28 protein-coding genes are annotated in these 25941 nt (G+C 68.3%); 10 read left to right on the forward strand and 18 right to left on the reverse strand.

The window, feature by feature from the left end; genetic code table 11:
- Positions 1–28: 28 nt before the first annotated feature.
- The 10 genes from T9R20_RS03495 to T9R20_RS03540 are packed head-to-tail and all read right to left on the reverse strand — an operon-like array spanning position 29 to position 10323.
- A complete protein-coding gene (locus T9R20_RS03495; protein WP_322411156.1) occupies positions 29–505 on the reverse strand; it encodes a hypothetical protein in 477 nt (158 codons plus the stop codon).
- On the reverse strand, positions 502–894 hold the full coding sequence (locus T9R20_RS03500; protein WP_322411157.1) for a hypothetical protein: 393 nt from the start codon (positions 892–894) through the stop codon (positions 502–504). The genes T9R20_RS03495 and T9R20_RS03500 overlap by 4 nt, the downstream gene beginning before the upstream one ends.
- Entirely contained in the window at positions 891–2729 is a 1839-nt protein-coding gene (locus tag T9R20_RS03505) for a type IV secretory system conjugative DNA transfer family protein (protein ID WP_322411158.1), read from the reverse strand. The genes T9R20_RS03500 and T9R20_RS03505 overlap by 4 nt, the downstream gene beginning before the upstream one ends.
- A gap of 12 nt (positions 2730–2741) precedes the next feature.
- Positions 2742–4016, reverse strand: a complete 1275-nt coding sequence (locus T9R20_RS03510) for a ParA family protein (protein ID WP_322411159.1) — start codon at positions 4014–4016, stop codon at positions 2742–2744.
- Positions 4013–5617, reverse strand: coding sequence for a hypothetical protein (locus T9R20_RS03515; protein ID WP_322411160.1), 1605 nt, complete (start codon positions 5615–5617; stop codon positions 4013–4015). Before T9R20_RS03515 ends, T9R20_RS03510 begins: the two co-directional genes overlap by 4 nt.
- Entirely contained in the window at positions 5617–7107 is a 1491-nt protein-coding gene (locus tag T9R20_RS03520; RefSeq protein ID WP_322411161.1) for an SCO6880 family protein, read from the reverse strand. The genes T9R20_RS03515 and T9R20_RS03520 overlap by 1 nt, the downstream gene beginning before the upstream one ends.
- A complete protein-coding gene (locus T9R20_RS03525; RefSeq protein ID WP_322411162.1) occupies positions 7107–8651 on the reverse strand; it encodes a hypothetical protein in 1545 nt (514 codons plus the stop codon). The genes T9R20_RS03520 and T9R20_RS03525 overlap by 1 nt, the downstream gene beginning before the upstream one ends.
- Positions 8651–8950 (reverse strand): hypothetical protein, encoded by a 300-nt coding sequence (locus T9R20_RS03530; RefSeq protein ID WP_322411163.1) that lies wholly within the window; start codon positions 8948–8950, stop codon positions 8651–8653. Before T9R20_RS03530 ends, T9R20_RS03525 begins: the two co-directional genes overlap by 1 nt.
- 19 nt (positions 8951–8969) lie before the next feature.
- Positions 8970–9581 carry a M23 family metallopeptidase gene (locus T9R20_RS03535; protein WP_322411164.1) on the reverse strand — a complete coding sequence of 204 codons (612 nt, stop codon included), beginning with the start codon at positions 9579–9581 and terminating at the stop codon, positions 8970–8972.
- A gap of 1 nt (position 9582) precedes the next feature.
- Positions 9583–10323 (reverse strand): hypothetical protein, encoded by a 741-nt coding sequence (locus tag T9R20_RS03540; RefSeq protein ID WP_322411165.1) that lies wholly within the window; start codon positions 10321–10323, stop codon positions 9583–9585.
- Positions 10324–10512: 189 nt separating this feature from the next.
- On the opposite strand from T9R20_RS03540, the gene T9R20_RS03545 reads away from it, so the two are divergent.
- From T9R20_RS03545 to T9R20_RS03580, 8 genes are all read left to right on the forward strand, one after another.
- On the forward strand, positions 10513–10830 hold the full coding sequence (locus tag T9R20_RS03545; RefSeq protein WP_322411166.1) for a winged helix-turn-helix transcriptional regulator: 318 nt from the start codon (positions 10513–10515) through the stop codon (positions 10828–10830).
- Between the two features lie 216 nt (positions 10831–11046).
- A complete protein-coding gene (locus T9R20_RS03550; protein WP_322411167.1) occupies positions 11047–11574 on the forward strand; it encodes a hypothetical protein in 528 nt (175 codons plus the stop codon).
- 83 nt (positions 11575–11657) lie between these two features.
- Positions 11658–12047 (forward strand): ImmA/IrrE family metallo-endopeptidase, encoded by a 390-nt coding sequence (locus tag T9R20_RS03555; RefSeq protein ID WP_322411168.1) that lies wholly within the window; start codon positions 11658–11660, stop codon positions 12045–12047.
- Positions 12044–13051 carry a hypothetical protein gene (locus T9R20_RS03560; protein ID WP_322411169.1) on the forward strand — a complete coding sequence of 336 codons (1008 nt, stop codon included), beginning with the start codon at positions 12044–12046 and terminating at the stop codon, positions 13049–13051. Before T9R20_RS03555 ends, T9R20_RS03560 begins: the two co-directional genes overlap by 4 nt.
- A gap of 17 nt (positions 13052–13068) precedes the next feature.
- Positions 13069–14205 (forward strand): alpha/beta hydrolase family protein, encoded by a 1137-nt coding sequence (locus tag T9R20_RS03565; RefSeq protein ID WP_322411170.1) that lies wholly within the window; start codon positions 13069–13071, stop codon positions 14203–14205.
- A 263-nt stretch (positions 14206–14468) separates the two neighbouring features.
- The gene (locus T9R20_RS03570; protein ID WP_322411171.1) at positions 14469–15362 is read left to right on the forward strand and encodes a hypothetical protein; all 894 of its coding nucleotides are present in this window, start codon (positions 14469–14471) and stop codon (positions 15360–15362) included.
- A gap of 147 nt (positions 15363–15509) precedes the next feature.
- A complete protein-coding gene (locus tag T9R20_RS03575) occupies positions 15510–15737 on the forward strand; it encodes a hypothetical protein (protein ID WP_322411172.1) in 228 nt (75 codons plus the stop codon).
- Positions 15704–16192: a hypothetical protein gene (locus T9R20_RS03580; RefSeq protein WP_322411173.1), complete on the forward strand. Its 489-nt coding sequence runs from the start codon at positions 15704–15706 to the stop codon at positions 16190–16192. The genes T9R20_RS03575 and T9R20_RS03580 overlap by 34 nt, the downstream gene beginning before the upstream one ends.
- A gap of 112 nt (positions 16193–16304) precedes the next feature.
- Here the strand turns inward: T9R20_RS03580 and T9R20_RS03585 are convergent, their stop codons facing one another.
- The 4 genes from T9R20_RS03585 to T9R20_RS03600 all read right to left on the reverse strand — a co-directional run bounded on the left by T9R20_RS03585 (position 16305) and on the right by T9R20_RS03600 (position 19760).
- On the reverse strand, positions 16305–16655 hold the full coding sequence (locus T9R20_RS03585) for a hypothetical protein (protein ID WP_322411174.1): 351 nt from the start codon (positions 16653–16655) through the stop codon (positions 16305–16307).
- 15 nt (positions 16656–16670) lie between these two features.
- Entirely contained in the window at positions 16671–16934 is a 264-nt protein-coding gene (locus T9R20_RS03590; RefSeq protein ID WP_322411175.1) for a hypothetical protein, read from the reverse strand.
- 10 nt (positions 16935–16944) lie between these two features.
- A complete protein-coding gene (locus tag T9R20_RS03595) occupies positions 16945–17355 on the reverse strand; it encodes an integrase core domain-containing protein (RefSeq protein WP_322411176.1) in 411 nt (136 codons plus the stop codon).
- Between the two features lie 710 nt (positions 17356–18065).
- Positions 18066–19760, reverse strand: a complete 1695-nt coding sequence (locus tag T9R20_RS03600) for a DEAD/DEAH box helicase (protein WP_322412096.1) — start codon at positions 19758–19760, stop codon at positions 18066–18068.
- Between the two features lie 187 nt (positions 19761–19947).
- On the opposite strand from T9R20_RS03600, the gene T9R20_RS03605 reads away from it, so the two are divergent.
- Positions 19948–20604, forward strand: coding sequence for a hypothetical protein (locus T9R20_RS03605; protein ID WP_322411177.1), 657 nt, complete (start codon positions 19948–19950; stop codon positions 20602–20604).
- 17 nt (positions 20605–20621) lie between these two features.
- Positions 20622–21335, forward strand: coding sequence for a hypothetical protein (locus T9R20_RS03610; RefSeq protein ID WP_322411178.1), 714 nt, complete (start codon positions 20622–20624; stop codon positions 21333–21335).
- On the opposite strand, the gene T9R20_RS03615 is transcribed toward T9R20_RS03610, so the two are convergent.
- From T9R20_RS03615 to hpaD, 4 genes are all read right to left on the reverse strand, one after another.
- Positions 21336–23015, reverse strand: a complete 1680-nt coding sequence (locus T9R20_RS03615) for a thiamine pyrophosphate-binding protein (protein ID WP_322411179.1) — start codon at positions 23013–23015, stop codon at positions 21336–21338.
- Positions 23016–23199: 184 nt separating this feature from the next.
- Complete coding sequence (locus tag T9R20_RS03620) at positions 23200–24006, reverse strand: HpcH/HpaI aldolase/citrate lyase family protein (RefSeq protein ID WP_322411180.1); 807 nt, start codon at positions 24004–24006, stop codon at positions 23200–23202.
- The gene (locus tag T9R20_RS03625; RefSeq protein ID WP_322411181.1) at positions 23991–24776 is read right to left on the reverse strand and encodes a 2-keto-4-pentenoate hydratase; all 786 of its coding nucleotides are present in this window, start codon (positions 24774–24776) and stop codon (positions 23991–23993) included. Before T9R20_RS03625 ends, T9R20_RS03620 begins: the two co-directional genes overlap by 16 nt.
- Before the next feature lie 18 nt (positions 24777–24794).
- Complete coding sequence (gene hpaD, locus T9R20_RS03630; RefSeq protein WP_322411182.1) at positions 24795–25940, reverse strand: 3,4-dihydroxyphenylacetate 2,3-dioxygenase; 1146 nt, start codon at positions 25938–25940, stop codon at positions 24795–24797.
- Position 25941: the final 1 nt, after the last annotated feature.

A 25941-nucleotide genomic window follows, 5' to 3' on the forward strand; every position in this document is an offset into this window, starting at 1 on the left:
TCCTTCCATTCAGGAGGCGGTTGGTGCCTCAGTCGGCGTGGTTCTGGTCGATCCACGCGTCCCACTCCGCCTCGTCGGTCTCTCCGACCCACGACCGCGGCTTCAGTTCGTAGTGCCCACTGGTGCAGCCCGACCCGGCACGCTGCAGACGGGGCTGCGCCTGCGCGAGGCGCTCGTGCCACTCGAGCGGTCCGTATCCCGAGTCGTTCTTGTCGAACGACGCCTGATGGAAGTTGTGGAGCGCCGAGAGTTCCTCGACGAGCGCGCCGTGCTTCCACCAGCACGCCGGTACGACGCTGATCGGCACGCTGTAGCGCACCGTGAACCACTCCACCCACGTGCGCAGTGCGGTCCACGCGGCACGTGACTCGTCGGACGACAGGTGGCGCCAGTCGACCGGCGGCACGCCCGGCGATTCGGTCGGGTGCGTGAGGATCGGCGGGCCCGACAGCTGCTGTGCGATCGAGTCCTGGATTTCCTCAGGTGTTCGCTCTCGCTCGTTCATGACGTTTCCCTGAACTCGCGCATCCGCCTCCGAAGAATGCCCAGCGCCATCGCCGACGCGACCCGTCGACCACGATGGTGCGACAACACCCGGTCGCGATCGATCAACTGGTGGAGCAAACCGTGACAATAGGGATGCATCGGCACGAGGTCATCGTGGCGCTCGAACGCCCGCCAGGAACCGTCGACGAACCGCACGCCGCGGTAGTCGAGGTGGTGCAGCTCGAGCTGATCGCGCGTGGCCGGCCACCCGCATCCGGCGCACGCGAGCGGGCGACCGAGACGCTCCTGCTTGCGGAACCACCGCGCACGCCGAGCGAACCACGCTGGGGAGGACAGAAATTCGGAGCGGTAGGCGTTCGAGGCTCGGGGCTTGCGGCGATTGCTCATTCCTCGTTCACCGCCTCGGGCGCGGCCTCCGGCTCGGGCTCGGGCTCGACGACCGGCCGCGGTGCGGGCCGGCGGGTCTCGGTGAACACTGTCTGCTGGTCCTGCTCGGTCGCGCGCTTGGCGATCTGGATCTCTCGTGCGTCGCGTCGCGCGTCCCAGCCGGCAAGGTCCAGCAGCACGCCTCGACGGTTGCGGTAGGCGAGCAGGCCGACGTTCTGTGGCATCCGTCGGATCTCGTCCACCGACATCAGCGGGAGTCGCTCGTGCTGCTCGCTCGTCGAGTGGCCGGACTCGCGCGTGGACCAGGAGCGCTGGGTGCGCTTGGTCTGACGGGTTCCGAGCAGTGCCTCGACGTCGCGCAGGTGATTGACGTGCGACGCTCCGCCCAGCAGGACCTTCGCGGTCGCGGCCGCCCAGATGGTGTCGGCTTCGGCGCGCGACCATGACGTCTCCGCCTGAGACAGTGCCTGCAGCACGACGAAGGTGCAGATACCGCGGCCTCCGCCATCGGCCATGATCTGCGGCAGGTTGCCCCACCGGAACATGTTCGCGATCTCGTCGAGGATCAGACCGAGCGGATGCTGAAGCCGTGATCCCGGCGACGCGAGTGCCTGCAGACGGGCAACCTCGACGATGTCGTCGAGCAGGGCGCCGAGGAATCCGCCCATCGCCGAGGCGCCGGACCGCGAACCGACCAGGTAGAGCGTGTTCGCGCCCGCGAGGAAATCCTCGGGATCGAATTCCGGGTTGCCCGGCCTTGGCGTGAGGGCGTCGCGGATCTTCGGCACCGCGAGAGGAGCGACGGCGCCCTGTACGCCGAACCAGATCGAAGACACGAGCTTGTCGTCGCCGGCCAGCGTCGCCTCGAGATTGTCTCCCCAGCCCGATGCGCCGTCGGTGCGCAAGATCGATACCGCCGACTTGCGCGCGAGGACCGGGCTCGTGCCCCAGTTGTAGAGCTCCTCGATCGGACGGTTCCCCACTGCGGCGGCGTGGAGCAGCCGGCCCAGCACCACGCCTGATGCCTGTGCCCACTCGCCGTTCGTCGACGACGCCCCGAGCGCTGTCCCCGTGACGATTGCGCTGCCGCGCTGCATCGCGACCAACGGGTCCTCGCACCCCGCGATGGGCGAGACGCGGAGCGGATGCCGCACACCCGAAAGCCCCTGAGGGTCGAACACATGCACCTGCCCGCGGCGCTCGCGCATCCGCAGGGTGGCGGTGAGGTTGTCGTTCGTCGTCGAAGTGGTGATCAACGGCCCCGACCAGTCGAGTATCGCCGAGATCAGCACGCGATACCCCTTGCCCGAACGGGGCGGTCCTTCGAGCGCCACCGAGTCCTCGATCGAGACGTAAACGTCGGTGCCGCGAGAGCGGCCGACGCGCCAGCCCACGTCCGTCGGCTTGGGGCGTGCGATGTCGGGTCGCAGCTGCCGAGCTCGCCGCAGGACAGCCTTGCCCGAGAGGTACTGGCGGATCTCGGATGCTTCTGCGAAGCCCATGCGCGATCGCAGGTCGGCGACGAACGCCTGGTCCGACTCCTTGTAGCGCCGGTAGGCGATGAGCCCCAGGATCGCGAGGGCGACGACGAGGAGCACGGCGACGAGGTCGACGATCCGGATGCCGATCACCGGCAACGCGCATCCCGCCGGCGCCGCGTACACCGCGGTGTCGCCCGTGATCGCGAGCCAGAGCCCTGAGAACATGCTCTCGGCTTGTGGTCGAGCGCCGCAGACGATGTTGGTCACGAGTTCGGCGAGGAAGCCGAACACGAGACTGAGAACGAACGAGATCGCGATGAGAACCGCGATCCCCCTGCCGAGCATCGATTCCATGGCCGACTCCTCTCACAGGCCCCGGGCCGCGGCCGCGGCGACGCGGATCCACGCATCGCGCGTGGGGGTGCGGAGGTTATCGAGACGCAGAGCCCCCGACTTCAGAGCGGGGTCGAACGGGATGTGTTCGACTGCACGGACGTGGCCCGAGAAGCCCTCCGCGATGCGGTTCGCCCCACGCGGGTTCGGCTCGGCTTCCGTGACGACCACGACCGCGTTGTCCGCGAGTTCGCGCGATCGCTCGTCGCGCTCGCGGAGCGCATCGAGCAGCAGAGCGGCGGACTCGGCCGATTCGGGTGTCGCGAGGGTGGGCAGCACGAGCTGGTTCGACGAGTCGGCCATCCGCAGCCAGCGCTCCGCCGACTCGTCGTTGCCGGAGTCGAAGATGACGACCCGGTAGTACCGGGCGGCGACCTGCATCAGCAGATCGAACTCGGCGGTGAGGATGCGCTGGTGCACAGCGAGGAGTTCGGGATTCGAGCGCAGCACGTCGTACCGATCGACCGGCTGGTGATGGACGTACCGAGCGATGTCGGAGACGCCGGCGCTCTGCGCCAGCAGATCGGATGCTGCCGGCAGCAGATCCTTGATCGTCGTGTCGTATCGTCCTGCCTCGGTACGCCAGCCGAGCGTGCCTCGGGTGTCGTTGTTGTCCCACGCGAGGACATTGCCGCCGCCGTAGCGGCCGAACACAGCGGCGAGCATCGCGGTGGTCATCGTCTTGCCGACGCCGCCCTTGCCATTCGCGATCGCGATGGTCCGGCATCCGGCCCACTGCTGCGAGACCTCGCGCTCGTCGTCTCGCCGCCTCAGCTCGGCGGGAGAAGGACCGAAACCCAGCCGAGCGAAGAACGCACGCCAACCCCCGCTCTTCGGATCGACGGCGGACGAGGTGTCGATGAAGCTCGGGCGCGAGGGAGGCTCCGGGGCGCGGTGGTTGCGAAGCGGTTCGCGCCCCGGAGCTTCGGTGTTCACCTCCCTTCCCTGTTGCGATGGGCTGTTAATGTGGGCGGCGATCGTCCCAGGTCCGGGCACGCTCGCCGCAGCCGTGACGAGCGTGCCGTTGGCGTCGATCCGCAGGTGATGCTCGCCCCGATCGCCGGTGGTGACGAGCTCGACGGGCTGACCGGTGCGCCGGGCCTCATCGACGGCACGACGGACGATCATCTGCCGGATGTCGTCGGCGGGAGTCGCCGAGAGCGGCTCGACGAGCCCCTCCGGCGTGGTGAACGTGGCCGTCGGTCCGGTGACCGTGGCGTACGCGCGCAGCGTGGTGTCGAGACTCATTGCGGTGTCTCCTTCCAGGTCGGTGATAGCCAGCCGTCGAGGCTGGTGTCGGTGGGGGAGTCGTCTGGCCAGAAGCGGTCGAGTTCGTCCGGGTCGAACAGGTACGGCTTCCCGTCGCCTTCGTCGTTCTGCTCGAGCGCGCTGTCGGTCGCGAACAGCTCGTACTCCCAGTCGGTCGACGTCGCGAAGCAGTCGACGACGTACGCGTACTGGCCGACGTAGGCGAGAAAGACGCCCATCCGGAGCCGGCGCGCGTCCTCGACGTGAGTCGCGGGGATGTTGAGGCGATCGCGGAGTGCGGCGGCCTCCTGATGGTTCGCGCGGAAGATGAACTTGTTCTCGATGTCGCCGACGATCGAGTACGCGAGGTTGCGCTCCCTCGAGTCCGCGTCGCCCACGGCATCCAGGTCGCCCATCTTGTGGAGGATCACGATGTTGCTGATGCCGTAGTGGCGTGACAGCTTCAGCCACTGCTGGAACATCTGCAGCGCCGCGAGTGAGGTCATGTCGCGCCAGCCCTCCTCACGGATGAGGTAGCGGGTGCGCTTGGCCGACCGATCCGACACCACAGCCTGAATCCAGGCCGTCGTGCACACCTGGGTGAGCTGGGCGACGAGCTCGCTGCGGGAGAAGAGCTCGCTCGTGTCGACGACGACGATCGGTGCATCCGCGTCGAACGCCACCGTCGACTCGTCTTCGAACAGCCCCGAGAGGTCACCGTCGACGAACCGGCGCAGGACGAACCGCGGCTGCACGGCACCGTCCGACATGCGGAAGTCGGTGCCGGCATCCTCGACGATCGCCCCGAGGTGCTCGTAGACGTTGCGGAGCGTGGGGCGGTCGCCAGTGGACCGGATGCTGCGCTCGAGCGCCTCGTGCAGTGCTGCGTGCTCGACGGCGGTGAGCTTCGTCGAGCCCAGCGCCATCTCGACGAGCGAGACGAGGGTCGTGATGCGGCGCTGACGCACCATCTTCTCGTCTTGGTGATCGTCAGCATCTGCTCGCCGCGGGCCCCGGTCGAGCGGGTTGAGGCGCGCGGTGCTGCCGCCGCCGATGCGGATGACGACGCCATCGGGGATCGCCTCGGCGACCGTCACCCACTCGCCCTTCGGGTCGGAGGGGACGACTGCCTGGTGCCCGAACGCGAGGGAACGTGTCACCAGGGTCTTGATCGTCGCGGACTTGCCTGCGCGGTACGCCCCGAGCACGAGCACGTTCGTGGAGAGCGTCTGGCGGTCGGTCTTGTTGGCGTACGCCTCCCACGGCGAGAAGTGGAAGAGCGCGTCGGCGTTGAGGTCGACGCCCAGAATCGGTCCGTGGTGCCCGAGTCCGGCATCCGCCACGAAGGGGTAGATGCCCGCGATCTGTCGCGACGTCGCCTGATGGGCGGGGATGCTCGGGCGCGCGAGGTTCCAGTACCCACCTTCGGCGAGGCCAGGGCCGAACGGGCCGGACACCGCAGCCTCGGGGAGCGCGCGCTCACGGCGGCGCTTCTTCGGCGGGCGCTCCTCGTGAGCATCGCGCGCGACCTGCCGGCGCATCGCGCCACGGTCGCGCTTGGACAGATCGCCCGGTTCGAAGAAGAGGACGCGGCGGGCCATCACTTCATCCCCAGCCCGATGGGAAGCACGTTGACCATCAGCGCCTCCGCCTGCTGGCAGTAGAGGATCTGCGGCTCCATGCCAGACCGCGCGAGCGCATTGCGCATGCCTGCGATCGCCTGATCCAGCAACTCCTCGCTGCGGGCGCTCACCGTGAGATACGCGCCGTACCGGAACTCGCCGTGGCCGGCCACGATCTCCTCTTCCTGCCGTTCGAGCGCGTCCCAGTCCGCGGCATCGGCGGCCGAGCCATCGACTCCTCGCTTCGCGCGAAGCCGTTCGTTGCCCCGCCAGACCTTCTTGTCGTCCTCGATGCGGCGCATCGCCTTCTTGACCGAGACCGGCGTCAGGACGATCGACATGATGTGCGTGATCGCCTCGCCGGTGGCCGGCATCCGGGCGAAGACGATCGGCTCGACGAACCCGACTGCGGTGTCCGATCGCGGCCACTCTTGAATCCAGAGAGTCGTGTGTACGCCCGAGTCCGTGTAGACGACGCTGTTCTTGCCGCGCGGCTCCTCGAGGTACATCGGCCCGATCGCTACCGGATCGACACCGACGTGGGCATCGTCGCGGTTCTGCACGTTCGCCGCGAACTCGGGGTCGAAGCCCACACGAGCGAGCGCCGCGACGTCGCGGGTTGTCAGCCATCGCCTGACGCTGATCCGCGCGGCGCTCAGAGCGTCGGCGAGGTTGCGGGCCTCGAGCGCGGCAAGAGCCTTGACCGCGTCCTCGCCGCCGCCGAGCGACTTCAGCTGAGGCCCGAGCGCGATCAGGTCGAGGGTGAAGGTCAGGTAATTGCGGTGCGAGACCGCGTACCGTTCGGACTTGTCCATCACGGCGTCGTAGTTGTGGGCGACGGGGGAGTCGCCGTTGAGCGTCCGCTTCAGTGTGACCGATTGGTAGTAGTCGCGAGCGGGTCGGATCGTGGTCGGAATCGTGCGCTCCTGCAGCACCGCGCGCTTGATACCGGGGCGCTGCGTGAACGACGCGAGCACCGGAGCCCACTGCTGTGTGAGGTCGAAGCGCTCCGGGTCGTCCTTCATAAGGAAGCCCTGCACCTCGACCTCGGCGGTCACCGACACCGACCGGTCGTGCGGGTTGTAGACGCACGCGACGTCGTCCACGTCCCACAGCTGGATGGATGCGCGGATGCCGGGCAGGTTGAGTGTGCCGGCGAGGTGAGCTCGCTCGGGGCGGTAGACCTGCCGCGTCGCACCGGTCGTGTGGCGCAACTGCTTCATGTACCAGAGCCCGACCTGCCGCGGAGCGGAGTCGCCATGCACCGTGACGAACGCGAAGATGCCGATCGGCAGGTATAGGGGTGCGGCGTACAGCAGTCCAGGCGGGCCGAAGCGGTTGACCCCGATCAGCACGATGATCGCGGCCGCGGTGAGGCAGGTGAGCTGCCAGCCGTCCATGCCCATCACGACGCCCTGCCTCGAGCGGCGCGGCAGACGGACGGGTCGGGCGAGGTCCTGAGTCGACATCATGCGGTCCTCTCAGTTCGAGGGCGAGGGGGCGACGAGGGAGACGGCGACGGCGATGGCGCGGATGACGGTCCTGGCCGCGACGAGGGTCGAGATGCCGGAGGGGAGCTGGCGGACGACGGCGCCGGAGCACCCGCGCCGGACGGGTTGGCTGCGGGCGAGGGGCCCGAACCACCGGGCGAGCCGGGGGAGCCGCTGGGGCCGGTTGGTCCCCGCGGTGGGCGACCTGGCGTGGAGCCGCCGCCTCCACTCGCACCCGATGGGCCGGCCGCTCCCGGCGCGCCCGGTCGCGCGGAGCGCGCCGGCACGCCAGCGGGCGATGAGCCGGCGCGGCTGGGGATGCGCGATACCGATCGGGCGGCGCCCGTCGCCGCGTGCCCGGCCCGCGAGCCGACCGCTGAGCCCACCGAGTCGGCGGCGACTGCGCCGACGAAGCTGAAGAGTCCGAACACCGCGAAGGGTGCGAACGCGACGAGCACCAGGCCGATGAGCAGCGGCCACGACTGGGGATCCCAGATTGTCTTCACCCCGGCGAGGCCGTTGATGATGAGGGTGACGAACCCAATGGTCAGGGGCCCGGTGAGAAGCAGCACCACGACCGCCGACACATATCGGACGACCCACTGCGGTCCGACGGCGCGCGCGGGATACAGCATCCACGCGATCGGGCCCACCGCGATCAGCGCCGCCAGCACGATGTTGCGGAACGCGAACACCAGCATGAGGAGCAGCATCCCGAGCATCAACAGGGTGTGGATGACGAACGCGAAGAAGTAGTTCGCCTGCCCGCCGGCCCACATGACCGACTGCAGGGTCGCGAAGAGCCCGTCGGCACCGTCGCGGTTCATGACGTACCAGGTGAGGTCATCGACGGCGTTGAGCAGGTGACCCGTCGCCCACAGCGTGATCGCCGTGGCGGGCACCGCGATGAAGCTGCGCACGAGAGCTTCAACGAGCTCCGCGCGGTCGCCCGAGACGATCGCCGCGGCAACCGCCCACACCATCGCGCCGAATAGCACGGCGAGGATCGCCCACTGCCAGAACGACCACTCGTTCGTCGCGGCCGTCCACAGGAGCGAGGTCGTGTCAAAGCGCATGTTCTGCGCGACGGCGAACATCATCGAGGTCGCTGACAGCGCCATGCCGCGGCCGGCGTTCTCGAACGTCACGCACACGACGTCGCCGAGCGAGCATCCGTACTCGACGAGCAGCGGCTTGCCGCCGCTCGTCTTGATCACCGAGACATGCGACTCATCGGTCGTGCAAACCGTCGCCTTCGCTCCGTCGACGAACACATTGATGAAGCACTGCTGCGGCTTGATGTCTGCCGTGTTCTGAGGCGTGCACGTGATCTGCGCGTCGACGCGGAAGCAGTCGACGGGGTACGCGGGGGACGACCACGGCTCGCCCGTCACCGGCGTCGCGTTCGCCGCAGCCGGTGCGATGTTGACCGATGCCGTCGCTGCGCTCGCCGGAGTCAGCGCCGTCAGGGTCAGGCCGAACCCGACCACCGCGCCGACGAGCAGCGAGCGCAGGATGCGCATCAGAACCCGAAGTCGAAGTTGACGAACCACTGGAACAGTCCGCTCGCGGCTCCGAGGACGGCGGCGGCGATAAAGATCCAGAGGATGTTCTCACCGGCCCACGTGCGCATGCGATCCGAGGCGAGGCCGCGGAAGGCGAGTGATGCGCCGGCGATGATCAGCATGATCAGCACCACGATCATCGCGCCCGCGAGGATGTACGAGGCGACGACCTGGAAGCCGGCGAAGAAGGGCGCCGAGAAGTCCGGTTCGATGTCGGGGATGTCGACCTCGGCCGGCACTGTCAGTAGGTATCGCATGGTGTTCTCCTTCGGTGCATCACTTGAGCGGAAGGCCTAGAGCGGCCATGAACGGTTGAGGGTCGATGGCAGCGCCGTCCTGCTGTACCTCGTAGTGCAGGTGACAGCCGAATGAGCGGCCCGTATTGCCTTCGGCGCCGAGCGCCGTTCCGGCTTCGACGGCATCACCGACCGATACGCGGATCGAGCCCCACTGCATGTGCCCGTAGAGCGTGACGAGGCCGCCGCCATGGTCGATGCGGACCGTGTTCCCCCAGCCGTAGAACGAACCCGCAGTGATGATCCGGCCGGGGCCGGCGGCGTAGATCGTCGCGCCGCAGCCCTGAGCCATGTCGTAGCCCTGGTGGTTGGTCGAGCAGTAGCTGCATCCGACCACCGGGTTGTACCCGAACCCGCGACCCTTCGAGTAACCGCCGGCGAGCGGGTATCCCCAGTCGCCGTTCGCGACCGGCGCCGCCTGTGTCTCGACCTCCTGAGTGACCTGCTCGCCCGCCACCGCGAACGGAATCGCGATAAGCGGGGTCAGCAGCATCCCGCCGACGAGCGCGACGAAGAGGAGAACACCGATCGCGATCCTCCGCCCGATCCTCGTGTTCGCGAGGGCTGCTGCGGCGGCGACCGGGGCTCCCATGTCAGGGCTCCAATGACCCCGAGAAGTAGCGGACGACTTTGCAGTCACCTTCCTGTTGTGTTGTGTCCGGCGTCGGGACCGAACCCTCGCCGCACAGGACCTGGACGCTCACGCGGACCGTGTCGTCGTAGGACGTCTCGCCGCCGGTGCCGTCGGAGCGCGTGTAGGTCAGCACGACGTCGGCCGTGCCGATGCGCATGTCGCCCGAGGCGTCATCGGGCACCTCGGCGAACTCGACGTCGCCGGTGACCGCGGCGGTGACGCGGCCGTCCTCGTTCGCGAGCGAGTCCCACTCCGCTTCGGGGAGCACGACGCCCTGGCGCAGCTCGAGCTGCGACGCCTGCATGTCGGACGCGCGGTCCTTTTCCGAGGTGTAGCGGATGTCGGGCGTGAACCACGTATCGAGATAGGTGAGCCACTCGGCCCGGGTACTCAACTGCGTGTCGAACGTGGATGCCGCTGCCAGCGTCGCCCGGACATAGGTCTCGGCATCCGTCGTGATCGGCTCTGGCACCCAGCCCTTGTCGGCGACGGATGCGTCGACGAACTCGTCCGTCGACGGCTCGGTGGGCTCGGTCGTCGGTGTGGAGTCCGGGGGAGTGGTCTCCTCAGGAGCGGGCGTCCCGCCGCCCGAGAAGAGCGACGCGAGGATGATCGCCAGGATGCCGATGAGCAGCACCGCTCCGCCGACAATCGCCCACACGATGCCGCGCGTGCGCCGGGTGTTCCGTGGAGTAGTCATCGGCAGCCGTCACCTGCCCGAGCGGTGAGCGTGCCGTGAAGCGCCCGCGACTCCGCACCCGATCGGGCGGCGTTGAGAGGGGTCGCTTCGCTTGACATGAGGGAAGCATATAGCCGTACACTCCATTTGTGAAGCATTTTTTGAATCCCTTCTGTGGACGACGGCGGGGCGGTGCGCCAAACTGGGCTCGTGCCTCGCTACGCCCGCCCCGCGAACAGTGATTACGCGGAGGATCCCATCAACGCGCTCGGGAATGTCATGCAGGCGACCATCATCGGTCTTCTGCGGAAGAACCCTGGACTGACGCGTTCCGAGATCGCCGAGGCGATCGAGCTCCCGAAGATGACGATCGCCAATGGGCTCGAGAAGCTGCTCGATGCGGGGCTGATCCTCGCGGACCCGCCGCGTGACGTCGCCATCCGCGGTCAGCGAGTCCGCTACACCGTCGATGACGCGCAAGTGACCGAGATGGTGATGCGGCTCGAGCAGGTGCTGGGGGAGTTCTAGTCGACTGGCCGCCGGCTGCACCCTCGGTCGAGTCGCGCGGATCGCTTGTCTCGACATGTCGCACCTCCCTTGGGTCGCCGCCGCATCGCGGGATGCCGTTTGAGCATGCCCAACAGCGTGAGGCGTTCATGCTTGCACCTGTTGTCGCGCGAGCGCAACGATTGATTTGGGCATGCCCAACGAGTAGTTTGAGCATCCTCAATTGGGTCGTTGGGCATGCCCAACGAAGTCCCTTCCCTGCCCGAGGCGAAGGATGGTCGTGAAGACATGACGGAAGACGAGAGCAAGATGGCAGCAGAAGAACTGGCGAAGCGCCTTCGTCTGCTGCTCGACGTATCGATCGCGGAGTCCGGCGAGGAGCCGACGTATTCGCAGATCGCCGCGTTCCTTCAGACGCGGGGCGTCAGCCTGTCCCGGTCGCGGTGGACGTATATGGTCAACGGCCATCGCTTCGTGCAGGATCGCCCGCTGTTTGAGGGGCTCGCGGAGTACTTCGACGTGGATCCCGAATTTCTCGCTGGCGGCGCCGATGCGCCGATGCCGGCGAAGGTTGCCGCGCAGCTCGATCTCGTCCGAGCCATGCGAGCTGCGAAGGTCAAGTCCTACGCAGCGCGCACGTTGGGCGACATCTCTCCCGACGCGCTCCAGGCAATCACCCGATTCCTCGACAACGAATCGAACGAGGAGTCGGCCGCACGCGGTCCGCGGACGGTGATCACGGCCGACGGCTCTGGAGGGAAGTGACGGACACAGTGAAGGTCGCAATGCGTGCGCCGGAGGCGCTACAGGAACTCGAGCTCGGAGATTCCTTCTCATTCGATGAGCTGGTGAGCGCGGTGCAGCGCCGGCGCGGACGGCCGCTGCGGATCGTCGAGCTGGCTGACCTCAGTGACCGCGACGGGATCTGTGCTCTGTGGCTCGTCCGGGACACGGAGGACTTGGTCATCCACGCCCGGAGCGAGTCGACGCTTCACCGGCAGCAGTTCGTGCTGCACGAGCTGGCGCACATCATCCTCGACCACGGCCGCGACGACGCCGCGGATTGCGCCGACCCTCTCCTCCCCGATATCGCGCCGTCGACCCGGCGCCGTCTGCTTCGGCGACAAGACCTCGTCACAGCGGACGAGATCGCGGCCGAGTCGCTCGCAGATCACCTTGCCGCAGCCATCCGTGGGTCGGTGATGCACGAGTCGAGGTTCCTGGAGATCTTCGGGTGACCCAGATTCTCGTCTCCGCGCTACTGTGGCTGCTCGTTCTGAGCCTGCTCATCCTGCGACGCGGTCGCGCTGATCGAAGCATCCTGTGGTCGGCCCTGACCATTGCCGTGGCGATGACGCTCAACATCGATGGCCTCTACCGCTGGGCCGATCGCCTGCTCGGCGGCACCAACCTCGTCACACTGGTAGCCGATCTCGCGCTGATGCTGGGCATCTTCTTCCTCGGGCGAGCCGTGGCCAAGGCGACGGAGTTCCGGCCGGCGATCGTGCGGTTCGCCCTGGGTCGGACCGTCCTCGCGGTGGCACTGGTGTGCACGGTCCTCGCGTTCGTGTTCATCGAGCGCGGGGTAACGACCACGACGTTCATGCTGGACTACGGGGCGCAGCCCGCGGCTGCCGCCTATTCGATGACGCAGTTCGCGTACGACGGGATCGTGCTGACAGCGATGGCGGCGGTCACGACTCGGCAGATCCGCCGTGGCAGGGGAGCGGACCGTTTGCCGGCCGTCGCCCTCCTCATCGGAAGTGCGCTCGGTCTCGTGTTGGCCGCCGTCGTCATCGGGATGGACATCGCTCACCTTGCAGGCGACGTCCCGCTGATGCTCGGTCTTGGCACTGCGTACAGTCCGCTGTTCCTGTCGACGTTCCTCTTCCTCTGTCTGGGGCTGGCCAGCCAGCCGGCGATGCGTTGGCTTCGTGCCCGTGCTCGAGCCAACGCGATGCGCAGACTTGTCACGCAGACAACGCCGATCTGGCAGCGGGCGAACCTCGCTCGGCCAGGCATGAGCCAGCAGGACGCGGCTGGCTTCAGCGCGGCCGACGCGGAGACGCGGCTGCACCGGCAACTCGTCGAGATCCGGGACGCTGCTGTCGACCCACGCGTTGCGTTCGAATTGAGCGATGCTGAGAGTGTGATCGTTGATGCGGCTGAGGCACACCTCCTTGGGCGCGGTGCCGACACGAACGCAACCAGTGCCCAAGCTGCGACGGGTGCCACACCTTGAAAGCGGGTGCAGGGTTCATGGCGGCCGCGGGACTTGGCCTGGCGGTCGCGGCCGGCGCCGCGGGCCTCGGATTCGCGATAGCGCGCAAGCTCACGGCGCCGCTGTCGGGGCGGATCTTCAGCCTCACTATTCGGGACATCCTGCGGCGCGCGGATGGCGATGCAGTGGTCCTCGATCTGACTCCCGCGACAGCGGCACCGGGTATCTACAACCTCTGGCTCGAGGACGGTGGGTGGGTGCGCCTCGGCCGAGTCATTGATCAGGACGCCGCGACCGTGACACGACTGGTGGAATCCGCTGCGCCGAACGGCGCGCTACGTGTGGGCCGGCACGCGTCGTGGAGCGGAATCTACTATCGCGATCCTGAAGACGCTGGTCTCGAGGCGGAGGACGTGATCGTGGAGACGCCGGTCGGCCCTGCGCCGGCCTGGCTGATCCGCCCGGCCGGCAACGCGACGAACGACTGGGCGATCCACATCCATGGACTGGCTAGCCCCCGCGCGGGCACGCTCCGCGGAGTGAAAGTCGCGACTGACGTCGGTCTCGTCTCACTCGTCGTCACGTATCGCAATGACGGTGAAGGGCCGAGACTCGGATCGGGGCGCTCCACGCTCGGCGCGTCGGAAGCCGAAGACGTTCGTGCCGCGGTGAGGTTCGCGATCGCGCACGGAGCCGAGCGGATCGTGCTGTTCGGGTGGTCGATGGGCGGAGCGATCGCATTGCAGGTGGCCGCCGACCGCGAGTTCGATCACGTCATAGACCGGCTCATCCTCGACTCGCCCGTGCTTGATTGGCACGAGACGATCGCAGCGAACTGCGCCCGTGTTGGCCTTCCGCGACAGGTCGGCGTGCTTGCGTCCCCGTGGCTGCAATTGAATCTGCTTGCATGCGCTATCGGGTTGAGTTCATCCGTACCGCTGGACACCTTCAACTGGATCGCGCGGGCGCCGGCCCTCTCGGTCCCCGCGTTGGTAATCCACGGCACGGCCGACACATCGTCCCCGCCCGTGGCGGCTCGTCGACTCGCGCAACTGCGTCCCGACATGGTCCAACTGGAGACATTCCTAGCGGAACACACGCTCGCGTGGAATTCAGATCCGGAGCGGTGGGCGCGTCTGGCCAACGAGTGGCTCGCTGCGATGAGAGCTGCGTAGCCGCAGCGTGGGGTTATGAACACGCCGCGCGGGTGTACCTCGCGCGTTCGCTTGAGGTCCCGCCGCGGGGCTCTTCACCGGGCAGGGTATTTGGTGCGGCGACCGAAGCGGTGTGTGGCAGCTCTCGACGACCGCTTTTTGGGTGCAGAAGAGGGACCGCGTACCGTACGTGTCCCGTGTACGTGTCCCGACGTTTCCGTGAACTGGCCTTGCCTACACGCTTAGGCCAGATAGGGCTGTCCGCCTCTGCCAAGATCGTGGCTATGAGGTTGCTTCAGCGTCTGTTCGGCAAGACCGAGACGAAGCCCGAGGGACGTGCGCCAGTGCCTGTAGAGACTCGGGAGGAAGCGTCGCGGGACAATCGCGCGTTCCACGTCGACATCGAGATCGTTTCCGGCGGCGAACCCGACCTCGTCAAGCTGTCCGGCGCGACCACGTTCGCGAAGGAAGCCATCACACGCCTCGCCGAGCGCCATGGCGCGACCGACCGCGGCTGTCTGGAGCTGACCGGTATTCTGCAGCGCGAACCCCACAACAAGGTCGACCCATCGGCGGTCGCCGTACACGTCGAGGGGGAGCGGGTCGGGTACCTGCCCGGCTACGTCGCAGCGCGAGTCGACCTCTCTGCAGGTGGTGCGCGGGCGGTTGCTGTCCAGATCTTCACTGAGCTGCTACCAAAAGGGCTACGGGTGGAGGCCTGGGCGTGGCTCCCGGACACCGCGCCGGAGTGGAAGTGGTCGCCGACCAACCGACCGCCCCTGTCATCGGAAGCGAAGGTTGCGACACACCAGGCGAACATCGACAAGATGGTGGCCGACGCACTCGCTGGAGGTGGCTCGCGAGGTGCCTCCTTCGCGGAGGGCATGGTCAACGGCGTCCACTACCTGCAATTAGTTGAGCCGATCAAGCAGCTCAAGCGCGGGGGCCGGCTTGAAGATGCGCTGGTGCTCTGCACCGCGGCGATCCAGGGAGCCGAGGCCGCGCGTGAAGGCCGAGAACCCGCGCCGTGGTACACCGAACAGGCCGCAATCATCTACCGCAAGCTCGGGCGACGTGACGATGAGATCGCGGTGCTACAGCGCTGGCTGGCCGTGTGCCCGCCGGAACGCCGTCCGGGTAGCCGAATTATGGAGCGGCTCGACAAGCTAGCTGACTAAGCGCCCGCGGGCACCTATCGTTCACCTTGCGTCGATCGAGCGGTGCACGCAACGGCAGCGGCCCGCGACCGCTCGGGGATTGATGTGCGGGGCTGGGCAGCGTGTACGCCCTGGCGTGTGGCGTGGGTGTTCGGTCAGGATGGCGTCATGCAGTTCGCTGGAGTTCTTCCCGAGGATGCGCCTGACCCGCGGCTCGAACGTGAAGCGCGCCTGAAGGACATGCCGGTCCCGATTGTCGACCTCGTTCCTCAGCCATCGGTGGAGTTCGCGGACTTCGGTGTCTCCACCAGCCGTGGCGGTAGCGGCGTCGACGCGATGACCGTCAGCGTGTCGGCGACGCTGTGGCGAACCCGGCCGACAAGTCCGATCCGGTGAACCTCGCGGACCTCGACGAGGCTACGCGCCGTGCGATCGAGGAGGTTCCGCCCTGGCCGCGCCCGGCCTGGTTGGTCCAGTCAGTTGAACGGATGCGGTACCCGATGCTCTGGGAGGCGGTGCAGACGGCCTGGCGCCGTGAGGAGACCGAGTACAGCACTCTCGATTCGTTGCTGGTGCAGCACACGAACTACATCCTCATGAACCACTTCCGGGAGCAACTCGGGCTTGGTGTGCGGGACTGGTCGTCGCCCGCCCTTGCCTCTGTGCGGGTTGTGCGCCGCGGCGTCGATGTGTCGATCGATGGGGCCGTCATCTCGGGTTCGGAGATCGACACCGACCCATTCGTTTACGCAGTGGGTGCGAGACTCCCCAGCGGCGGCACCCTTACCGCCGTCATCCCGCGAGATCACCTGCCGTATCTCACACTTGCGTTCGTGCACCGCGCCCGCTGACTCCCACGTCATGCAGAGCGCCCGCAGTTCGAGCGAGCGCGTGCGCTGATGTACGCGCGGGGTCGGTTCGGCCCAGGTTTCCCTGGCCGGCGCGGATCGGCTCGCGTCGCTGTCAATCTCGCGCGTCGGCCGCTAGGAACTCGGGTCTGACTTCGGCGATGCCTTCGAGTTCCTTCTGCAGCAGTTGGAGGAGTTTGAAGCCGCGCGCCCGCCAGCCATCAGGGTTCGGGAGGGGCTGATCCTCAGCCCGGTCCAGCCATTCCTCGTTCCAGTCGAACAGGTCGCGACCCAGCTCCGGCGTGATCGGCAGGGACCCGTTGTCGAGACGATACTCGTCGGTGGAGCTCTCCCATAGCGGCCATCCGCTGACCCACTCCGGGAAGACACGGATCAGGCGAAGCCCGTTCGGAAGCAGTAGCGCCTGCCCTGTCCTGCTCTTCGCCATGAGGTACCGGTCCTGCATCTGCCGGCGGAGCTTTCACTCGCTCGCAGTCACCGGGCGATCGTTGTAGTCCATCCCCGACAACCAGACCAGACCCCGGCTACCGCGAGAGTCATCGTCGACGAGAGCCAGCGACCAGAGAAGCTCGTCGGCCTTGGACAGCGCCCGCGCCGACTCCAGGGCGTCCTCGATCGTCGCGTCGACGATGTCCACCACGGTCGTCGCGTTCCCCGGGCCTTCGAACACGAAGACACGGAAGCGGGGATCGCTCCGCTCCCAGGCCGAATCCCTTTCGTCCACATGTCCCGCGTCAAGTAGTTGGCAGGAGTTCTTCTCTTTCAAAGGTGGGGATGGTGGGGTCGGCCAGTCCCAGGTGCACCTCCATCGGCCGGTTCCAGGCGATCGCCTCGTGCGGGCGCTCGGTGTTGTACTCGGCGCGGTAGTCCTCTGCCCGCTCGATCAGCGTCAACGCGTCGGGGATCTCGTCGAGGCACAGCCGCTCGTACTTCAGCGTCCCGAACCCGCGTTCGCGTGACCCGTTCTGCCCGGGAGAGCGCACCCTTGTGCGGACATGTCGCAGCTCGGGGTGGCGCATGATGAACAGCTCGAAGTTCAGCGACCGGAACGGGCCGCCGTTGTCGGTGACGATCGTCAGCACCGGCAGCAGCTCACCGGTGTCGAGGTCGACCTGACATTCGTCGACGAGCGGGTGCCCGAACATCTGCTCGTAGTCGGCGAGGGCGAGTTCGATCGCGGCGATCGCGTCGTACTGGTTCGCGGTCGGCGAGACATGGAACGGATGCTCGAGCTTGGAGTACCAGTCCCGACATCCCGCGATCCGCCAGGTCCCGCCCTGGGTGGTTTCGAACTCGCTGAAGTCCAGCTGCCAGTCCTGGTTCGGGCCTGTCGGGTTCTTCGCGGAGTGCCGTCAGGAGCCCCTATCCCGAGTGACCCGTGGCACGTCTGGGTCCCCCAGGGGTCCCCGAGCATGCCGCGACTGCCGATCATCGCGATTCAACGGAGGATAGAGTGCGTCGCGAGCGAGGCCTATCGCTGAGGGATCTGCCAGATCAACCCGGAATTCCGCGGAATCACCCGGTGCGACTCGTCGCGGAACTGGTGAGCGGATTCACCTTCTCTCACCCTGCTAAGGTGGAGTCCCCTTACGGGGACCGAGGGTTCAAATCCCTCCGTCTCCGCCACGACCGACTGTCAGCTCGCGCAACGTGCACGCTATTCGGACAGTGCCTCGTCCACCCGGTCGGCGCGGTTCAGAAGCGAGGCGACGCAATGACCTTCGAGCACATCGTCGATCGTCATTGGCGCACGCGACGTCAGGCTTCCGACATGCACCCGAGCCGGCTGCAGAGGGGTGATGTCTGATCCGCCGGTGAGCGTCGCGTGCTACGACTCCAGTGCGTGGGGGCCCTGTCACGCGCGCGGTGAGCGCCGCGGCCTGTCGTCATCGCGGCGGGGCCGGCGTCCCGGGCCGCCCGTGTCGAGTCGGAGTTCGATGAGCCTGCCCGAGATGCGAGTGCTCTCGAGTCTGCTGAGCGTCTCGCGGGACAGATCGGCGGGGAGCTCGACGAGGGAGAAGTCCGGTCGGATCTGAATGGCCCCGAAGTCGTCGCGCTTGAGGCCGCCCTCGTTGGCCAGCGCGCCGACGATCTGGCGCGGCTCGACACGGTGGCGTTTTCCGACGGCGATGCGATAGGTCGCCATCCCCTCCCGTGCGGGGCGAGGCCGTCGTTCGGCGCCGCCCTGCTCGCCGTCCCCACGCCCCGGACGCTCTCCGCGCTCGCGGCGCGCGGGTTCGGGATCGGGCTCGAGCAGCAGCGGCGACTCGCCCTGGGCGACCACCGCGAGGGCAGCCGCGACATCCACCTCGGGCACGTCGTTGTGACGGACGTAGTGGGCGACGATGTCGCGGAAGCGTGCGATGCGTTCGGTCTCGCCGAGGGCTGCCGTGATGCGGTCGTCGAACCGGGCCAGTCGCGTCACGTTGACCTCGTCGACGCTCGGGAGCGGAATCTCGGTCAGCGACTGACGCGTGGCACGCTCGATCGCACGCACGAGCCCGCGCTCGCGCGGGGTGACGAAGCTGATCGCGTCGCCTGACCGCCCGGCCCGCCCGGTGCGTCCGATGCGATGCACGTACGACTCGGTGTCGGTGGGGATGTCGAAGTTCACGACGTGCGAGATGCGCTCGACGTCGAGGCCGCGGGCGGCCACGTCGGTCGCGACGAGGATGTCGAGCTTGCCCGACTTCAGCTGGTTGATGGTCTTCTCGCGGACGGGCTGGGCGACGTCCCCGTTGATCGCCGCCGCCGAGTAGCCGCGCGCTCGAAGCTTCTCGGCGATCTCCTCGGTCACGCTCTTCGTGCGACCGAAGACGATCAACCCGTCGAAGTTCTCCGTCTCGAGGATGCGGGTGAGAGCGTCCATCTTCTGCTGGAACGACACGATGAGGTAGCGCTGGGTGATCGTCGACGACGTCGTCGTCTTGGTCTTGATCGTGATCTCTTCGGGGTCGTGCAGGTATTGCTGCGAGATGCGCCGGATGGCGGCGGGCATCGTCGCCGAGAAGAGGGCCACCTGCTTCGAGTCGGGCGTGTCGGCGAGGATCGTCTCGACGTCTTCGGCGAAGCCCATCTTCAGCATCTCGTCGGCCTCGTCGAGCACGAGGTACTTCAGCTCGCTCAGGTCGAGCGTCCCCTTGTCGAGGTGGTCCATGATGCGCCCGGGGGTTCCGACGATGATGTGCACGCCCCGCCGGAGGGCCGACAGCTGCACACCGTAGCCCTGGCCGCCGTAGACGGGCAGCACGTGCACACCGCGCCGGTGCGATGCGTACTTCTCGAACGCCTCGCACACCTGCAGCGCGAGCTCACGCGTGGGAGCGAGCACCAGGGCCTGCGGTGTCTTCTGCGACACGTCGAGTCGATCCAGAATCGGCAGTGCGAATGCGGCGGTCTTGCCCGTCCCCGTCTGTGCGAGCCCGACCACGTCGCGGCCCGCGAGAAGGGTGGGGATCGTCGCCGCCTGGATCGCCGACGGCGTCTCGTAGCCGACGTCGCGCAGCCCCGCGAGCATCGCATCACCGAGCCCCAGGTCGGCGAAGGTCATCGAGGCGGACTCCTTCGGAGCCTCTTCCTCGATCGGGGCGTCGGGCGTGGTCACCCTTCAGAGTATTGCGGACTCTCCTCGCCCCGGCAGGGTCCCACCCGCACGATCCCCTTCTCGGACGGCGACCTGACGCTGCGTGATCAGTCCGTGACCCACGAACGGGGCCACCACCGCCATGATGAGCCGTATGACAGACCAGGGCGACTCTTCCGAACTGGCGGCGCTCAGAGACCGCGTCCGCGCGCTGGAGAACGAGAACTCCGCACTCGCGGCCGCGGCGAAGCCGGTCCGTGCGGCCGAGGGGTCGCGGTGGCGGGCCGTCGCGTCCGCCCTCCTCATCGTCGTCGCCTCTCTCCTCCTCCCGGTGACGATCGTCGCCGCGTGGGCCCGGATCCAGCTGGTGGACGAGGATGCTTTCGTGCAGACCCTCGCGCCGCTGGTCGACGACCCCGCGGTCCAGCAGCTCATCATCGACGAGACGCTCGACGCCATCGGCGAGCAGGTCGACTTCGAGGCGTTGACGGCGGATGTCTTCGAGGGCATCGCGGACCTCGGCCTCCCGCCGCGGGCCGAGGCGGCGCTCGGGGTGCTTCAGGCGCCGGCGGCGAGCGGGCTGGAGAGTCTGGTCGCGGGAGCGGTGACGACGGTCGTCGAGTCGGATGCCTTCTCGGACGTGTGGGCGACCGCGACGCGGGCCGCACACCGGGCGCTGACGGTCTCTGCCACCTCCGATGGCGGGGGCGTGGTCGTCCGCACCGACGACGGCGTAGGAATTCAGCTCGGAGCGGTCGTCGAGCGCGTCCAGCAGGTGCTCTCGACCGGGATGTCGCGATCGCCCAGCTGATCCCCGAGGTGGACCGGGTGATCATCGTCGGCGAGGGGCAGGGGCTGGAAGCCGTTCGTCTCGGATACGCCCTGGCCGTGACGGTGGGGACGTGGCTGCCGATCGTGACCCTCGCCGTGGCGGCGGGCGGCATCGTGCTCGCCCGCCGGCGCAGCACAGCGATCATCGGCGTCGGGATCGGCTTCGCGCTCGGAGCGGGAAGCCTGGCGGTGTCGTTCCTCGTCGGACGTGCCGCCGTCGGGATCGTCGCCGAACGCCTCGACCTCTCTCCCTCGGCACTGGAGGTGATCTACGGACGCTTCGTCGACGCGATGACCGAGACCGCGGTCGTCTTCACTCTGATCGGCGTGCTCCTCATCGTCGCGGGCTGGCTCGCCGGACGCTCGACCTCTGCGGTCCGTGTGCGGGGCAGCATCCACGGCCTCGATTCCGCCGCGAGACGCGGCCTTCAGGAACGAGGACTGAACACCGGGGGATTCGGGTCGTGGCTCGCCGAGCGGAGGAGGCTCGTCCGGGGCATCGTCGCCGTCCTCGCCGTCATCTGGCTGTTCCTTATCCGACCGATCGGACTCGGTGACGTCTTCCTCGTCGTGGTGACCGCGCTCGTCGTCGCGTGGATCCTGGAGCTTCTTCAGCGCCGGCCGGAGGAGGAGCCGCCGGCCGACGGCGATGCGCCGGATTCTTCACTCGCAGGCGTCGCCGACGCGCCTGCAGCCTCGTCGTCTCGCTGATCAGGCCCCTGCCGTCGCCGACAGGGTCACGCCGTTCACCCGCAGGATCTCCTCCTGGTACGGCGCGATGACGGTGCCCGAGATCCGGCAGTCGAGCACGAGGAAGCGGCGCTCGTCTGCGGGTGTCGCCGCCCACGAGGCGAGGCGGTCGAGGTCGTCCATCCGCTCGACGACGACACCCTCCGCCCCCACTCCGGAGGCGAGCGCGGCGAAGTCGACCTGAGGGATGAGCATCGGCCCGCGGGCGAGGCCCTTCAGCCCGTACAGGTTGATCTCCGCCCCGTAGGCGGCGTCGTTCCAGACCACGGCGAGGCCGCGGCCCTGCGCGACCCGCACGGCGGACTCGAGGTCGGCGAGGGCCATCAGGCCGCCGCCGTCGCCGGTGGTGAGGACGACGGTGGCCTCCGGATGCGCGAGCGCGGCGCCCGGCACGGAGGGCCAGCCGAGGCCGATCGACTGGTAGGCCGTGCCGACCATCATCATCCGATCCGGTGAGGCGACCGGCCAGTACATGTTCGCCCAGCCGATGAAGTGCCCGCCGTCGGAGACGACGACCCGATCGGCGGGCAGGAGCTCGCCGATGCGGGCGGCGACCGAGCGCGGGTCGAGCCGGCTGTCGGGAGCGACGCCGTCGCCCTCGTCGTACCGGCGCAGCGGCGCGAGATCGACCGACTCGCGCCAGCCGCTCGGCGAACCGCCGAGCCGGGCGAGCTCGGCGACGAGCTCCTCGGCGACGAGCCCCGCGTCTGCCCGGACGTAGCCGCCGACATGCGGATGGGTGGCCGTGGGTGCGAGGTCGACCTGGAAGATGCGGGCGCCCGGCGCGAAGAGTTCGCCGAACCGCATCGTGAACTGGTTGAGCGACGCGCCGAACACGACGGCCACATCGGCCTCGCGCACGAGCTCCATCGCGCCTTCGGCGCCGAAGCCCCCGGTCACGCCGAGGTCGTGCTCGCCACGGGGGAAGATCCCGCGGGCCAGGGACGAGCTGGCGGTGATCGCCCCGGTCGCGTCGGCCAGAGCGCCGAGCGCCTCGGCTGCGCCGGCGATCCAGGCGCCGCGACCGGCCAGCAGGAGGGGGCGCTCGGCGTCGCGGAGCGCTTGGGCGATGTCGCGGACGGCGGCTCGGGCGAAAGCGCTGGCCGGTGCCTGCGGCTCGGGCAGGCGCGGCGTCGGTGCATCGGGCACGGGGCCCGCCTCACGCGTCACGACGTCGTAGGGGATGGCCAGCACCACGGGCACCCGGTAGGTCAGCGCGTGCTCGATCGCGATCACGGTGGTGGCGGCGGCATCGGCCCGACCCACGGTGTAGGTGCGGACGCCGACCCCGGCCGCCAGTGCGATCTGGTCGACGTCCCAGGCCCGGGGGCCCGACGTGGGAGCGTCTCCGACGACCAGCACGAGCGGCACGCGTGCCTGGGCGGCCTCGGCCAGGGGCGTGAGGGTGTTGGTGAAACCGGCGCCGTACGTGGCGGTGGCGGCGGCCAATCGTCCGGACGCGCGGTGGTAGGCATCGGCGGCGACGACGGCACCGGCCTCGTGACGGACCGCCGTGAAGGTCGTGGCACCCTCGCGCTCGAGCGCGTCGAGGAAGTAGGCGTTGCCGTTGCCCATCACCCCGAAGACATGCTCGATGTGGCGGGCGAGGGTGGCGGCGACGTGTGCGGAGACGGTGGGCATGACAGAGCCTTTCGGCCCTCACGAGGGTGAGGACGACGTACGGATGCGGGAACCGTATGTGTCTCACACGTGCTGCGCACGGCTGCGTGCCCTTTTTTCGAGCACCGGCCCGATCGTGCGGGTCGGACGGTCAGATCATATACGGAGTGGATGTCGCCGACCAGGCGGGGCCACGCTGTCGGCGTCAGTAGCTCGAGCGGTCGGGCTCCGCGGTATCCGCAGGCGACCACCGCGACGCGAGGGCCTCGGACGTGCGGGCGAGGATCGCCACATCGGCGGCCACGAGCACGAAGGTGGCGCCCCGGTCGACGTAGGCCTGCGCGGCCTCGGGGTCGAAGGCGTTGACTCCGACCGGCCTTCCCGCCGCCCGGACCGCGGCGAACGCACGATGCACGGCAGCGATGACCTCGGGATGCGTCTGCTGCCCGAGCAGCCCGAGCGAGGCGGCGAGATCGCTCGGTCCGACGAACACGCCGTCGACGCCGTCCACGGCGGCGATCTCTCCGGCGGACGCCACCCCCACCACCGTCTCGACCTGGACGAAGAGCGACACGTGCTCGTCGGCGCCGGTGAGGTAGCCGTCGACCCGGTTCCACCGGGCGGAGCGCCCCAGCGCCGACCCGACACCGCGCTGTCCGCGCGGGGGGTAGCGGACGGCCGCTACCGCCGCTTCGGCGTCAGCCGCCGACGAGACCATCGGCACGAGGATGTTCTGCGCACCGAGGTCGAGCACCTGCTTGAGGACGACCGGGTCGTTGCTCGGCACGCGGACGACGGGGGTGATGGGGTAGGCGGCGACGGCCTGCAGCTGTCCGAGCACCGACTCCAGACCGTTCGGGGCGTGCTCCATGTCGATGAGCATCCAGTCCAGGCCCGATCCTGCGCAGATCTCGGCCACGAGGGGTGAGCCCGAGCACACCCACATCCCTGCGAGAGGTCGATCGGATGCCGCGAGCGCGGCGCGCAAGGTCGGACTCAGACGAAGCGGCATGTGATCTTTCCCATCGGTCCGTAATCGCACAGCACCTCGTCGCCGGCTGCCACCCACATAGGCCGGGTGAACGATCCGGCGAGGATGATCTCTCCCGCCTCCAGGCGCGCGCCGTGCTGGTGGAACTTGTTCGCAAGCCACGCGACGCCGGTGGCGGGATGCCCGAGCACGCCGGCGGCGACGCCGGTCTCGACGATCTCGCCGTTTCGCGAGAGCACCCCGGGCACCCACCGCAGGTCGATCTCATCGGGGCGCTTGTGCACGTCGCCGAGCACCATCGCCCCGTAGGCGGCGTTGTCCGAGATCGTGTCGACGATCGTCCGGCCCTCCAGCTCGATGTGGGAGTTCAGTACCTCGAGGGCGGGGACGGCGTAGTCGATCGCGGCGAGCGCGTCGTCGAGCGTGCAGTCGGGCCCTTCCAGCGACCGGCCGAGGACGAAGGCGAGCTCGACCTCGATGCGCACGTTGGAGAACCGGGAGGCGTCGATCTCGTCGCCCGATCGGTAGACGGTGTCGTCGAACATGACACCGTAGTCGGGTTCGCTGATGCCTGTCGCCTCCTGCATCGCCTTGGAGGTGAGACCGATCTTGCGACCGACGAGCCGGCGCCCTTCGGCGATGTTGCGATCCCGCCACACGCCCTGGATCGCGTAGGAGTCCTCGACGGTGGCGTCGGGATAGCGTGCAGTGATCCGGGGGATCACGCCGTTCGTGCGGTCGGCCTCGGCGAGCTCCGCGGCGATCGTCGCGATGGTGTCAGCAGGCAGCATCCGGTGTCCTCCTCTCGCTCAGAGCTGGTTGCCGAGCTTGAACTCGCCGTCGCTCCGCTCCGGCGCCCGGGTGTACGAGAACCCGTCGGCCCCGATGGTCACCGCCATCTCGCTGGAGTCGGTGCGGGCGAGCACCGGCTGGGGATTGCCGTCGAGGTCGAGCACGAGCGAGGCCTCGGTGTACCAGGACGGCACGACGGGGTTCCCCCACCAGTCTCGACGCTGGTTGTCGTGCACGTCCCAGGTGATCACGGGGTTGTCGGGGTCGCCGGTGTAGTAGTCCTGCGTGTAGACCTCGACGCGGTGCCCGTCGGGGTCGCGCAGGTAGAGGTAGAAGGCGTTGGAGACCCCGTGACGGCCGGGCCCGCGCTCGATCGCGTCTGAGCGGCGAAGTGCCCCCAGCTTGTCGCAGATCGCCAGGATGTTGTGCTTCTCGTGCGTGGCGAAGCAGACGTGGTGCATGCGCGGGCCGTCGCCGCCGGTCATCGCCGTGTCGTGAACCGTGGGCTTGCGGCGCATCCACGCGGCATAGACCGTGCCCTCCTCGTCCTGGATGTCCTCGGTCACGCGGAAGCCCAGCGACTGCATGAAGTTCACCGCCCGCGGCACGTCGGGGGTCACCTGGTTGAAGTGGTCCAGCCGCACCAGCTCGCCGGGGCTGTACAGGTCGTACCGCCACGACAGCCGCTCGACGTGCTCGGTGGCGAAGAAGAACTCGTACGGGAACCCGAGCGGGTCGACCACTCGGACCGAATCGCCGATGCCCGTGGTGAACCCGTTCGGCTCGCGCCGCACCTCGCACCCGAGCTCGGTGTAGAACGCCACCGCCCTGTCGAGGTCTTCGGCCGAGCGCACGCGGTACGAGAATGCGGCGACGGCCGCGATCGGGCCCTGGCGCAGCACGAGGTTGTGGTGGATGAACTCCTCGGTCGAGCGGAGGTAGATCACCTCGTCGTCCTCCTCGGTGACGTGCAGACCGAGCACGTCGACGTAGAACTCCCGCGAGGCCGCGAGGTCGGTGACGACGAGTTCCATGTACGCGCAGCGGAGGATGTCGGGCGCCGGGGCGGTCGGGGTGGGGATCGGGTTCGCCGACTGGATCGGCGCCTCCTGGCTCACCCAGAAGCCGGAGGAGGTCGGGGTCATCGTGTCGCGGTGGCTCATG

It is taken from the genome of Microbacterium invictum (genome assembly GCF_034421375.1).
GTDB lineage: Bacteria > Actinomycetota > Actinomycetes > Actinomycetales > Microbacteriaceae > Microbacterium > Microbacterium invictum_A.